This is a genomic window from Massilia forsythiae, assembly GCF_012849555.1.
Taxonomy (GTDB): Bacteria; Pseudomonadota; Gammaproteobacteria; order Burkholderiales; family Burkholderiaceae_D; genus Telluria; species Telluria forsythiae.
Genome location: NZ_CP051685.1, coordinates 4642965 through 4655615 on the forward strand (window position 1 = coordinate 4642965; position 12651 = coordinate 4655615).

Below are 12651 nucleotides of genomic sequence, written 5' to 3' on the forward strand. Positions count from 1 at the left end.
TGCGCATCAATACTTGTAGTTCAACCCCAGCACGAACGAGCGTCCCGAATGCACGTACAGCAGCGTGTCGTTGCGCTGCGTATCGCGCCCGTAGCGCAGCGGCGTGTCGGTCAGGTTCTGCCCCTCCACCGAAAGACGCAGCTGCGGGGTCAGGTTGTACGAGATGCTGGCGTCGACGTTGGTCGAGCCGTCCACGGTGGTGTAGTCGTGGCCGTTGACGTCGCCCAGCACCGCCAGCAGGTAGCTGGAGCGGTGCGCGGCCGACACGCGCGCGCTGAACTTGGCGTCCTCGTAGAACAGCGTCAGGTTGTGCGCGCGCGGCGACAGGCCGGTGAAGTTGGCCACCTGCGTCAGCTGTTCGTTGGCGGCGGTGCGCGGGTTGTCGACGCGGGTGATGTAGGTGATCTTCGACTTCACCGCGGTGGCGTTGGCCAGGAAGCCGAAGTTGCTCCAGAAGCCCGGCAGGAAGCTGAACGGCGCCTGCAAATTGAATTCCAGGCCGTTCAAGGGGCCGCCGGCGGTGTTCACCTTGCGGCTGACCACCACTTCGGTGCTCGGCAGCGTCGGGCACACCGGCGTGCCGGTCAGCGAGCAGCCGCCGAACACCAGCAGGTCGTTCGGCAGGCCCAGCGACGAATAGGTGGCGCGCTCGGACACGGTCTGGATGAAGCTGGCGATGTCCTTGCGGAAGTACCCGAGCGAGACCATCGCGTTCTTGGCGTAGTACCACTCGGCCTGCAGGTCGTAGGTCTTGGCGCGGATCGGGTCCAGGTTCGGGTTGCCGATCGAGACCGATTGCGCGATCTGCGAGACCGTGGCCGACGGCGCCAGGTCCACGTACTCCGGGCGCGACAGCGTCTTGCCGGCCGAGAAACGCACGAACACGTCCTTCGGCAGCTGCGCCGTGAGGTTGAAGGCGGGCAGCCAGTCGCGGTATTTCTTGGTGCCGGTGTTCGGCTGCAGCTGGCCGTTCACCGCGATCAGCGCCGTGGACGTGGCCTTGGTGTCGGCGCCGCGCACGCCGACGTTGCCGCGCCAGCCGATGCCGAGCAGGTCGTAGTTGAAGTCGACCATGCCGTACAGCGCGTCGATCTTTTCCTCGACGCGGCGGTTGGCCTGGCCCAGCACGTTGTACTCGGAGCCCGGCACCGCTGAACAGTGGCACTCGATGTTGTACACCGCCAGGAACTTGTTCAGGTCGACCGCCGCCCATTGCGACGGCACGCCGCTGCCGCCCAGGCCGTTGCCGAAGCCGGTGATCTGGCGCGAGATGCTGGCCATGGTCACGCCGGACGGCAGCGTCAAGCCGTTGCCGCCCGAGCCGATCTCGAAGTTCGACCAGGTATTGGTGCGCTTGGACAGGCCGAAGCGGCTGGTCAGGTGGTCGTTCATCTCCCAGCTCAGGTTGACCTCGGAGGTCTTGAGCTTGTTGGTGGTGTCCAGGTAGCGGCCGACGAACTGGCCGTGCACGGTGCCGTCGGCATCCTGCGGCGCGAAGCCGAAGCTGGCCGGATTGGCGATGTCGGTGCCGAAGTTCAGCGTCGGCACGTTGCGGTTGTTGCGGAAGTCCCAGGAAAAGTTGTTGACGTTGGGCGCGTCGAACTGCACGGTGGCGCGCATCGGCTCGTTCAGGTTGGCGTTCGAGGCGCCGGTCAGGAAGTTCAGCTTGACGGTGTCGCTGAACTTGTGGCTGCCGGACAGCACGTGCTGGCGGAAGGTGGTGTCGTACACGTCCAGCAAGCCCTCGGTGCGCACGTCGACGCCGTTGAAGCGGCCGTAGTCCCAGCTGCCGTTGCCGTCGAAGTGCGTTTCCAGGATCGAGGTCTGCGGCTTGCCGTTGGCCTGCGCCAGCGTGCGGCCGAACGAGATCGCCTCGATGTAGTTGTCGTAGCGCTTGTTGGCGAATTTCCCGTACATGAGGTCCAGGTTCACCTCGGTGCTCGGCGCCGGGCGCCATTGGAACGAGCTGGTGATGCCGGTGCGTTCGTAGTCGGTCTGCGAGCGGCGGTAGCGCGGGATGCGCGGGGCGTAGGCGCCGGAACCGGCGGCCGGCGTCGCCACCGTGCCGCCGTAGTTGTCGGTACGGCCGAACACCGAATTGTAGGCGGCCGGGTCGGAGGTGCGCGGCACGCCGAAGCCGCAGGCGGTCGGGGTGATGCCCTTGACGGCGCTGTTGGCCGGGTTCTGGGCGGCGCCGAGCGGCGAGCAGAAGCCGCCGTCGGCGCTGGCGCTGAGCAGCTCGACCGCTTCGTAGCCTTCCTCGGTGGCGCGCCGCTTGGAGTAGGCGCCGGAGACCAGCGCGCCGACCTTGCCGTAGGCGGTGTCCCAGCGGTCCGACAGCAGGGCGGTCACGCGCGGCTGGGTCTTCTTCGACAGCTGGTTGTAGAACTCCTGGCCGCCGACGCTGACGGTGCGGCCCTTGAAGTCGAACGGGCGCGCGGTGCGCAGGTCGACGGTGGCGCCGAGCGAGCCTTCCTCGACCGCCGCCTCGGACGTCTTGCGCACTTCCAGGCTGTTGAACAGTTCCGAGGCGAACACGGAGAAGTCGAAGCCGCGCCCGCGGTTGGTGCTGCCGTTGATGTCCGATGCGCCGGTGGCGGCCACGCCCTCGATGCCGTTGATGCGCACGCGGGTGAAGCCGGCGTTCAGGCCGCGCACCGTGATCTGCTTGCCTTCGCCGCCGTCGCCGCGCGCCAGCGCCACGCCGGGCACGCGCTGCAGCGACTCGGCCAGGTTCGCATCCGGGAACTTGGCGATGTCCTCGGCCTTGATCACGTCGACGATGCCGTCGGCGTTCTTCTTGGTGTTCAGGGCGCTGTTCAGGCTGGCGCGAAAGCCCGTGACGACCACCGTTTCCACCGCCTTGGGCGCGCTGCGCGCGGCGTTGGCGTCGACCGGGTCGGTGTTGGTATCAAGGGGTGCGGCCGTGCTGGATTGCGGCGCGGCGGCATCGGCTGCGGCGGCGCTCTGCTGGGCGTGCGCCTGCAGCGATGCCAGCATCGCCAGCACGCCCAGGCTGACCAGGGTGCGGCGGCAGCCGGTGCCGTGGCGCGTTCCGGCGCGCGGCGTGGGTTCGTGGGCAGGTTTCATGGTGCGGTATCTCCTCGTTCTTGTAATGCTCCCGTCGATGCGGGCGCTGTTGTCGCGACTGAAGGAACGGCGTGGCGCCCGGCGGCGCGGGGCCGGCGCGGGCGGTCGTCAAGCCTGGCCATGCGGCGGGCGCCGCGGCCGGTCCGGCGTGCTGCTTGGGGTCCGGAAGCCGGCGCGCTGCGCCGGTATTGACGCGTCGATGGTAGCCGCAACCCGCCATCGAAATCCGCGCCGCATTCCCGCGGCGATGGAATAATCATGTTGTTGAGCGCTTGCATGGCATTTGGCCAACACATGCGCGATCGCGGCGACAATACGCGCCATAACGATCATCAGGAGACGAGCCGGTGCCGAGTTTTGCTTCGAACGATGCGTCGCCGTCCGCGTGCGGCGCGGCAGGTGCGGATGCCATGCAGGATGTGATGCAGTGCGTCGCCGCGCCCACGCGCTTGGCGCTGCCGACGCGCTTGGCGCGGCTGGTGCGGCTGGTGCTGGCCGCGCTTGCAGGCACGGCGCTCGGCGGCGCCGGCGTGGCGCAGGAACTGGGCATTCCGCAGGCCTCGGATGCGGCGGCGGTGCAAGCGCGGCCAGTGCAAGCGCCGCCGGCCGCGCAGGCCGTGCGGGCAGCCGGCGTCGCGGCGGCGCCGCTGGCGGGCGCCAGGAACGAGCCCAGGCAGGTCAGTTGGGACCGGTACTCGCTGCTGGTCGACGGCAAGCGCATCGTGCTGTGGTCAGGCGAGATCCATCCGTTCCGCCTGCCCGACCCGGCGCAGTGGCGCGACGTCATCCAGAAGATGAAGGCGCTCGGCTTCAATGGCGTCTCCTTCTATTTCGACTGGGCCTACCATTCGCCGGCGCCGGGCGTCTACGATTTCACGGGCGTGCGCGACATGGAGCGCGCGCTGGCGACCGCCGAGGAAGAGGGCATGTACGTCATCGCCCGTCCCGGCCCCTACGTGAACGCCGAACTGTCCGGCGGCGGCTTTCCGGGCTGGATGCTGCGCAACAAGGCCGAGGCGCGCACCGACGATCCGGTCTACCTGGCCGCCATGGACGAATGGATGACCCGGATTAACGCCATCATCGCGCGCCACCAGATAACGAATGGCGGCGGCAACGTGATCGCCTACCAGCTCGAGAACGAGCTGGGCAAGGTCGAGCCCAAGCACGCGCGCATGATGGAACACCTGGCCGCCAAGGCCAGGCGCGACGGCATCACGGTACCGATGTTCCACAACGCCGCCGGGCGCCTGCCCGACTGGACGCCGAAGGGATCCGGCGCGCCCTGGACCAATCCGGGACCGACCGACCTGTACGCCTTCGACGGCTACCCCGGCGGCACCTGCGACGTGCACGCCGACCCGCGCGGCCCGGCGCGCGCGCCCGACTGGGGCATGTATGCGGCGCCGGGACCGAAGTCCGGCGCGCTGTCCTCACCCGCCACGCCGGGCTTCCTGGCCGAGATCGGCGCCGGCTGGTTCGACTACTGGGGCTCGAACGGCACGTATGACTGCACCGCCCAGCGCCAGGGCACCGGCTATCAGCGCGTGTTCTACGGCACCGACCTGATCAATCGCATCACCATCCACAACCTGTACATGGCCTTCGGCGGCACCTCGTGGGGCTGGCTGCCGGGGCCGATCGTGTACACCTCGTACGACTACGGCGCGCCGATCGCCGAAGACCGCGGCCTGCGCCCCAAGGCGCTGGGCCTGAAGCAGCAGGGCATGTTCGTGCAGGCGGCCGAGCCGGTGCTGGCGCGCATGGACAAGGGCGCGCCGGTCAAGACGACCAGCGACAGGGTCAAGGTCTACCACAACGTCAACCAGGAACTCGGCGCGCACGTGCTGTTCGCCGTGCACAGCCCGTCCGACCTCACCGGCGACGACCGCTTCCGCTTCGACCTGGCCACGCGCGACGGCAGCTACACGATCGAATCGCGCCTGAACGGCCAGGACGGCAAGATGCTGCTGGCCGGCGTCGATTTGCAGCGCCAGCGCCTGGTGTATTCGACCTCCGAGCTGCAGGCGCAATTCCGGAACGGCGCGCGCGACATCGTGCTGCTGCAGGGCCGCGGCGGCGAGCAGGCCGAGACCGTGCTGCGCTACGCGGGCGCGCCCAAGGTCGAGGTGCTGGCCGGGCAGGTGGCGTCCAGGTTCGACGCCGGGCGCGGCGATTTGCGCCTGGCCTACACGCACGGGGGCCTGGCGCGCGTGCGCATCAGCGGCGGCGGACGGGCGCCGCTGCTCCTGCTGCTGGCGGACGAAGCGACCAGCCAGCGCTTCTGGCTGCAGGATGTAGGTAAAGGCGCGGACGCCGGCAAGGTGCTGCAGCTGACGCCGGCGCTGGTGCGATCAAGCACGCTGGCGGGCGGCACGCTGGCTCTCACCGGCGACACCGCCGAGGACAGCACGCTGGAAATCTGGGGGCCGGCCTTCGCCGCGCTCAGCTTCAACGGCCAGCCCCTGGCTTTCCGCGCGCAGCCGGACGGCAGCGTCAGGAGCGGCGTCGTGCCCGGCCCCGCGCGCGTGGCGCTGCCCGACCTCGGCCGCGCGGCCTGGACGCGGCGCATGGACAGTCCCGAGGCGCAGCCCGCCTTCGACGACAGCGCCTGGGCCAAGGCCGACCGGCGCGCCTCGGCCGCCCAGACCTGGACCCTGCCCGAGCGCGGCCAGCCGACCCTGGCGATGAGCGACTACGGCTTTCACCACGGCGACGTCTGGTACCGCGGCCACGTCGACATCGGCGCCGTCCGCGCCGACCGGCTGGAACTGTTCTACGGCGGCGGGGGCGGCGGCATGCTCCAGGTCTGGGTCGACGGCCGCTTCGCCGGCCAGCACGAACTCGACACCGGCCGTTCCTTCCCCGAGACCACCGACAGCGTCAAGCTGGCGCTGGGCGACCTGGCGCCGGGCCGGCACGTGATCGCCGCCATGGTGCGCAACAACTCGCACAACTGGGACCTGATGGCGGACGACGCCCACCGCGAGGCGCGCGGCCTGATATCGGCCTCGCTGACGTCGAAGGGCGGGCGCCGCTTCGCCGTGCCGATCGAGTGGCGCATCCAGGGCAACCGCGGCGGCGAGGACATCTTCGATAAGCTGCGCGGGCCGCTCAACAACGGCGGGCTGTACGGCGAGCGGGAAGGGTGGTACCTGCCGCTCACCGGCGCCGCTGCGACGGCGGACGCCGGCTGGGCCGCGGCCAGGGCGGAGGATGCGCCGCCGGCGCCCGGCACCTACTGGCTGCGCACCCGCGTCAAGCTGGACCTGCCCGAGGGCCACGACGTCCAGCTCGGCCTGGCCTTCGGCGACGCCGCGCAGCCGCGCTCCGCGCGCGAAAACCGCGCGCTGATCTTCGTGAACGGCTGGAACATGGGCCAGTTCATCGCCCACGTCGGCCCGCAGCGCACTTTCGTGATCCCGCCGGGCATCCTCGATCCGCACGGCGACAACACCATCGCGCTGGCGGTGACCACCGACGGCAAGCCGGAGAATGCGCTGGAGCCGGTGCGGCTGGTGACGCTGCGCGCCGTGCGCGGCGGGGTGGCGCCGGCAAGCGTGACGCCTGGCGGAGGAGGCGGATAGCGGGTATGCTCGTCAATACGTCCGGATTCGAAAGCGAACGACCATGCGCCGGAGCGCCGGCATGATCGAATTGCTGGTCCTGCCGGTCGCTACGACACCGCCCGCTTTTGGGAAATCGTCCGGTTGAATTCCAGCCAACCGACGCCGAGCTCGGTGACCGTGTAGCCGTTGCCGATGCGCTGCATGAACAGGTTCGATTCCAGCCAGGTCCGGATTTCCTCGCTCATCGGGATCGCGTCCACGCCGCTTTGAATGCGGTCGAGCGCGCGTACGCAGGCGAAGTGCTTGAGCGCCTGCCGCCCCTTTGCAGTGATCGCAGGCTTGCCGTCCTCGTCCAACTGAATCAGCGCGAAACGCATCAAATCGGCCGGACACTCGGCGATCGTGATTCTCTGCATGCCGGTATCCACTTCGAAACGAAGGCGGTACAGGATTGCCATGCCGGCCGCGTCGAGCGTGACGGCTTCGTCATCGTCGACAGCCGGCCTGTCACGCCGATCCGCAGGCATGGACGGCATCTCGTCGGTACGGCGCCGCTGCACGCGGCGGTCTTCGGGAATGGCCAATACGCGCTCGATCAGTTCCTCGTCGAGACCGTTGCGCAACAAGAGATTTTTCGCGGCACCGCTGCCGAAGCCGCGCCGCATGGCGAACATGGTGCGCAAGATTTTTGCGGTGACGCCATCGGTACGCCGGTCCGCCGAGCGTCGCTCGGGATGAGGTTCAAGAGTCATGGTAGTCGAAAGGCCTGTCGATCACTGATCATAGCAAAAAATCATCGAACTCGAGGGGCGGGGCCTTGGATGGGATCGTCCCGGCTAGGTACCGCACATGGACGCTCGAAAACGCCGATGCGCGTGCGACATTTGCCGTCCCAGCCGTAACAGCGCGTAACGTTACTTGAGTGCTACTTATGCCGATGCCTTGCAGGCGCGATGATGGATTCCGTGTTCAAGACCTCGTGTCATGTTCACCCACCCATCCGCGGCATCGACCGCTCATTTTTTATAGAGACAATCATGGCCCAATATACTATTCAGGTGTATAACCAGTCCGGTTTCCCGAAAAGCTACGTCGTCTTTTCGGAACCGCCCACCGTGACTTCCGCCGGTTCGCAGGTGCAAGTGTTCACCAACGCGTGGGTCACTTTCCCCAGCGTGCGCAATGGCGGCATCGACACGCTCGTGTATACCGACATTATTGACGCCTACTGGGGCACTGTTCCGGAAGCGTTGTCGCCTTCCGTTGTCGTGCACCAAGGCGGGGTGGCGGCCGTCAATACCAGTTCCCGCGACGGCGTGGTATTCCAGGGAACCTCTCCCGCGGGTTTCGGCACGACGACCGGTGGCGTCGCGAATGCCGGCGCCTTCGAGATCAAGGCGAATACCGATTTCACAAGCGACTTCAACTACGTGTTCGGCATGGCCAAACCGACCGGCACCGGTATTCCAGCGCCGGTGGCGACCTTCGCTGCCGAGCCTAACGACACCTTTGAGATCATTCCAGTCGTTAAGTTCTACGTTGCTGACGGGGCATTCACCCAAGGCGAAATCATCGACGTGAAGGCTTTCACTACGGTTCCGGCAGAAATTGATTTTACTGGGAAACCGCAAATGACTGCCACCGTCATCCAGAACGCCAATGGATCGTTCGCCGTCCAGTATTCGTAAGATGAAGTGCCGGGTGGCTCGACCCGCCCGGCCACCGTATCGGACATATCGAGGAGAATCGTATGACATTGGATTGGTCACACGTGAGGAAGTTGAAACACCCGATCCAGACAACGGGTCTGGACGTGATCTTCAGCGGCCATGGCACCTTCGAATACACGGGCGAAACGATCGTGCCGGAAGGGTTCGAATTCTGGGTGCTGGCGCCGCCGGGTGCGACGATAGCGGATGCGACCGGCCAGGCGCTGGAAAATCGTGACTTGATCAGTATGCTGGGTATCAAGAACCCGAGTAGTAATGTTCTGGTCAGCGATACGCCGGTGCATTATGCGGCTGGAGAAAAGGCGCCGAATTACCTGCTCCATCCGCCGCGCGGTATCCATCTCAAGCCGGGTGGACCACATATCATCGGGGTCGAAAGCCCGACGTCGCTGTCGGCATTGTGGCAGCGTGCTGAGCCATTCCGAATAGAAGGTGGCATCGTTCGCTGTTTCTGGGCTGCATGCACCGCTATCGAGCACGCGAAGAACCCGTTAGTACTGGCTAGATAAATTAGGCGGCGACACGTACGCGATGCCGGGCAGAGCGCCGGCATCGCGTAGCGATCAACCAGGGCGGTTGATGATTTGCGGATCGGACAGCAGAATGCCATTGCCCGGTTGGGACAGCATGAGCGACACCGAGTACACATTCGGCTCCTTGTTGCCATTGACGTCATTAATCGAGAGCATGTATCCATTGCCACTAATCTGTGGCGCCCCGAAGGCGTCCTGGTTGGCGGGCAAAATTTGCATCCCCCAGAAAGTAGTGTCTGCAGGCGCTTCGACCAGCTGATAGCTGATCACCGCGTTCGACGTATCGATGTTGACCTTGTCGGGTATGTAAGTGAAGTCCAGGTTGCCGTCGTCGTCGGTCCGTATCAAGACCTGGACTTGGTAGAAATTTGTTTGTACATGTACCGGTTGAATCATTCTATTTCCTTTCGATCGTCGGTCAAGTGAAGTGCTTCGAGAAATCTCGGATCGTGAAACCCGATCTTGTCCAGCCTGCCGAGAAAAGGCGCAGCGCGCTGGGGCGTTCTGAGACAATATTGGGCGCGTACCCAAGCCGAGAGGATGCGGAAATCGAGGCTGGTAGCCACCGAGGGCGCGAACAAGTCTTCTACTGCCCGGCACGCTTGTTCCGACTCCGCGGTAGCGCCCAGCGCCTGTTCGATCTGTGCCTGCACCAGCAGCGCCGTTGCCAGCGCATCCGCTATCGATGTATCCGCCGGGGCCGTCGTATGCTGGTGGCTCAACGCGGCCAGCGCCGGCGCCAGCGTCGCGCGAGCCTTCGCAAGCTGGCCGTGTCCGCGCTGCGATTGCGCTTTGGTGACCAAGGCCGAAGCGGTTAGTCTCGCCAGAGTCGTGTTGCGTGGCTCCTGGGCGAGAAGCCGGTCGAAGGCCAGGTACAGAGCATCCAGGCGTTCCGGGCTGGCACGCCCGTCGGTTCCGGCTATGTCCAGCTCCAGCAGTTTCAATTCGGCGTTGTTCATGTCCATGCGCCAGTTCCGGTTGCTGGGATCCAAATGCACGAGCCGGCCTAGAAGAAGTGCGCTACGTTCCAGCAGGATCATGGCCTCGCGCTTCTTGCCAGCAACCATGTACAGCTCTGACTGGTGCCAAAGGGCGAACGCATACCGATGCATCCATAAGCCATTTTGTGGAACGGCATCCTGCAATGGTTGCAGCAGCGCCTGCTCGCGCCGGAACAGGCGCATGGCGCTATCCAGCTCGCCGAGTCGGGTTTTGGTGCTGGCCAACCAGGAAATGCTGTCGGCCAGGTCCGCGGTCAGGGTGGGATCGCCACGCTTGCGTTCCAATGCCCGCGACTTCAAGGCCACCGATGCGGAAAACTCGGTGGCGGCAAGCGCGAGTTTGCCGCGTTTCAGGGCCGTGCTTCCGAGGCTGTTATGCGCATAAGATTGCTCGATCCAGGTGTCCGGATCGCTGGGGGCCAGTTGCGCTACCTGATTGCTGAAGTCGAGGTAATCCTGGAATTGCCGAGACGCGGCGTCCCATTCGCCATGGTCAAAATGTATCTGGCCGAGCCAGAAGGCATTCGCACCCAGATTCGCGAGCACCTCCCGGTTCGACGGTTGCATACGCGCCAGTTCGCCGAGAATTTGGCGTGCCGCGAGCAGGGCTGCCGTGGCGGCAGCCGGATCCCCGCGTGCGATCTTGACCTCGGCGATCACCTGCAAGGCTTTTGATCTTTGCGTCAGCGCTACCGGGCGTGCCTGCAGCCGGCTCATGTCGGACAGGTAAAGCAGGGCGCGCTCGCTCACGCTGTCGAGCAGGTCAAGCCTGCCGAGCGGCCTGACCTTGTCGACCAGTTCGCCCAGCATGTAGGTGACCAGCCCTTCCGCTTCGCCACGATGTCGTTCCGCACGCCGTTGCGCAGCGAACGCGGCAACGCCGAGCGCTCCGGCAAGCAGCGCCAACGTAACGACCAGAACCGAAATCAAAAGGCGTACCCGTTCGTATCGTTCGACTTTTCTGACCGATGCGGCGATGAAGTCCAGTTCGAGTCGATCCAGGTCCAGTTCGCGCTGACGAACCAGCGCCTTGGCCTGACGCGCTTGAATTCCTGGTGGCAACAGAAGACCGCTGTCCATGCCGTGTTCGCGCCAGCGCGCCGCCTGGGCGCCGATACGGGTACGCAGCCGGAGCGATTCGCGATGTTTCTCGATCCAGTCTTGCGCGCGCGGCCATCGACGCAACAGCGCTTCATGCGCGACGCCGTAAGTGGGAGTGCCGGCGATGAAGTCGGTTACGAACAATCGTGCTTCGACAAGCGCTTTGACCAGATCCTGCTCGGCACCCGCTTTCAGCGATGCCCATGGCGCATGCCTGGCGGTGACGGCGGATTGGTCGTCGGTCAGCATGACCAGCCGCGACAACACCTGCGGCAGGGCATGGACTTCCGCCTTGCTCAAGGTAGCGATCACTTCTTCCGCACGGACGCTGATCGCTCCTTCGATGCCGCCCAATTCATGGAACACGGCAAGCCGCAGCATATTCTGGTTGTCGCGACGTCGATAAAGTTCCTGTAGACAATATTCCAAAAGCGGCAAGGCATCGGTTCCCCGATGCGTCGCATGGCATAGCAGGTCGTCCAGGCTGGCACCGCTTGTGGCGTCCGTTTCAAAGCGTAATCCTGCGGCGTGGGCCGGCTGCCGGATGATGCGCGCCATTTCCAGCGCATCCGGAGGATTCAAGTCGTAATGTCCACCGCGCGCCTTGAGTGCACGCATTGCCGCGAATCCCATTACATGATGATAGAAGTCATTCCGGCAGGCAATAATGGCGATGATACCCATTTGCCCAAGTCGTTCGATGCATTCGAAGAATGCTGCACGTTCCTTGTCGTGCAGATGTCCGATCCGGAAGATCGCCTCGAGTCGGTCGATGAACAGAAAGATTCTTTGCCCTGCCAGCGCACCGCCGAGATGCGCTTCGACCCAGGCGATGTCTTCTGCTAGCCGCAGTGCGAGCGATGCAGCGCTCTGATCGTGGAACAGCGGTTTGCCGTCGATCTCGCAGTCGAGCAAGACGCTGCCGAGACCCGCGAACAAGCTTGCGCCACCAAGGTCGGCACAGTCGAAAGTCAGCCATGTCCGGAGCCGAATACCAGCTTCGCGTCCTTTCGACAGGTGCGCCAGCAACCCAGCCTGCACCAGGGACGTTTTGCCGGACCCGGACGGCCCCAGCACCAGCAGCATTGCGCATCCCCGATTCAATTGGGCGAGCAACATCTGCTTCAGTACGTGGGTCGCACTGTCTCGTCCGCAGAAAACGGGGGCATGTTCGGGTTCGAACGCTTCCAGCCCGCGAAATGGCGATCGATCGCGCCAGAGGGGATCGGATGTTTCGTGCGCCAATGGCGATATATCGGCAATTGTGCGGTAGCCGCGTTTTCTGATCGTTTCGATATAACGCGGACTCACGGCGGAATCGCCGAGCGCGTGTCGCAATTGGCTCAACGCCTTGTGTAGCGAATTATCGCCTTGGAAAGCATTGGCCCAGCAGCGTGCGACGATTTCATCGGCGGAAATCACCTGATTTGGTCTTTCGCACAAAAAGGTAAGTAAATCCATTGCACGTGGCTCGATCTGGCGACGTATTCCGTTCCGGAATATGGCATTCGCACCGGTTTCGACATGCCAATCGCCGAACCGGAAAGCTGGGAAAACCTTCTTTTCCGTTGATCTTGACATCAAATGCCTTTTGAATCAACAACTTGCAGGGTAAGGTTTTCGGAAG

The 12651-nt window shown here is 64.8% G+C and carries 7 protein-coding genes; 3 read left to right on the forward strand and 4 right to left on the reverse strand.

Annotated features, from left to right (window positions below):
• Positions 1-6: 6 nt before the first annotated feature.
• Positions 7-3090 carry a TonB-dependent receptor gene (locus tag HH212_RS19570; RefSeq protein WP_170204034.1) on the reverse strand — a complete coding sequence of 1028 codons (3084 nt, stop codon included), beginning with the start codon at positions 3088-3090 and terminating at the stop codon, positions 7-9.
• A 347-nt stretch (positions 3091-3437) separates the two neighbouring features.
• Between HH212_RS19570 and HH212_RS19575 the strand changes: the two genes are divergently transcribed.
• A complete protein-coding gene (locus tag HH212_RS19575; RefSeq protein WP_229217366.1) occupies positions 3438-6677 on the forward strand; it encodes a beta-galactosidase in 3240 nt (1079 codons plus the stop codon).
• A gap of 89 nt (positions 6678-6766) precedes the next feature.
• Here HH212_RS19575 and HH212_RS19580 read toward each other — a convergent pair whose 3' ends face one another.
• The gene (locus tag HH212_RS19580) at positions 6767-7411 is read right to left on the reverse strand and encodes a hypothetical protein (RefSeq protein ID WP_170204035.1); all 645 of its coding nucleotides are present in this window, start codon (positions 7409-7411) and stop codon (positions 6767-6769) included.
• A gap of 201 nt (positions 7412-7612) precedes the next feature.
• On the opposite strand from HH212_RS19580, the gene HH212_RS19585 reads away from it, so the two are divergent.
• Positions 7613-8347 (forward strand): RhiA family protein, encoded by a 735-nt coding sequence (locus HH212_RS19585; protein ID WP_211172374.1) that lies wholly within the window; start codon positions 7613-7615, stop codon positions 8345-8347.
• A gap of 92 nt (positions 8348-8439) precedes the next feature.
• Entirely contained in the window at positions 8440-8898 is a 459-nt protein-coding gene (locus tag HH212_RS19590; RefSeq protein WP_170204036.1) for a putative adhesin, read from the forward strand.
• A gap of 54 nt (positions 8899-8952) precedes the next feature.
• Here the strand turns inward: HH212_RS19590 and HH212_RS19595 are convergent, their stop codons facing one another.
• Together HH212_RS19595 and HH212_RS19600 are read right to left on the reverse strand one after the other, a co-directional pair.
• Positions 8953-9318: a DP-EP family protein gene (locus HH212_RS19595; protein WP_170204037.1), complete on the reverse strand. Its 366-nt coding sequence runs from the start codon at positions 9316-9318 to the stop codon at positions 8953-8955.
• Positions 9315-12605, reverse strand: a complete 3291-nt coding sequence (locus HH212_RS19600; protein ID WP_255486840.1) for an nSTAND1 domain-containing NTPase — start codon at positions 12603-12605, stop codon at positions 9315-9317. Before HH212_RS19600 ends, HH212_RS19595 begins: the two co-directional genes overlap by 4 nt.
• Between the last annotated feature and the right edge of the window lie 46 nt (positions 12606-12651).

Bases quoted from the DNA above. Each gene is read 5' to 3' on its own strand.
- HH212_RS19570 (WP_170204034.1), bottom strand. From the start codon at position 3,090: ATGAAACCTGCCCACGAACCCACGCCGCGCGCCGGAACGCGCCACGGC.
- HH212_RS19580 (WP_170204035.1), bottom strand. From the start codon at position 7,411: ATGACTCTTGAACCTCATCCCGAGCGACGCTCGGCGGACCGGCGTACC.
- HH212_RS19585 (WP_211172374.1), top strand. From the start codon at position 7,613: ATGATGGATTCCGTGTTCAAGACCTCGTGTCATGTTCACCCACCCATC.
- HH212_RS19595 (WP_170204037.1), bottom strand. From the start codon at position 9,318: ATGATTCAACCGGTACATGTACAAACAAATTTCTACCAAGTCCAGGTC.
- HH212_RS19600 (WP_255486840.1), bottom strand. From the start codon at position 12,605: ATGTCAAGATCAACGGAAAAGAAGGTTTTCCCAGCTTTCCGGTTCGGC.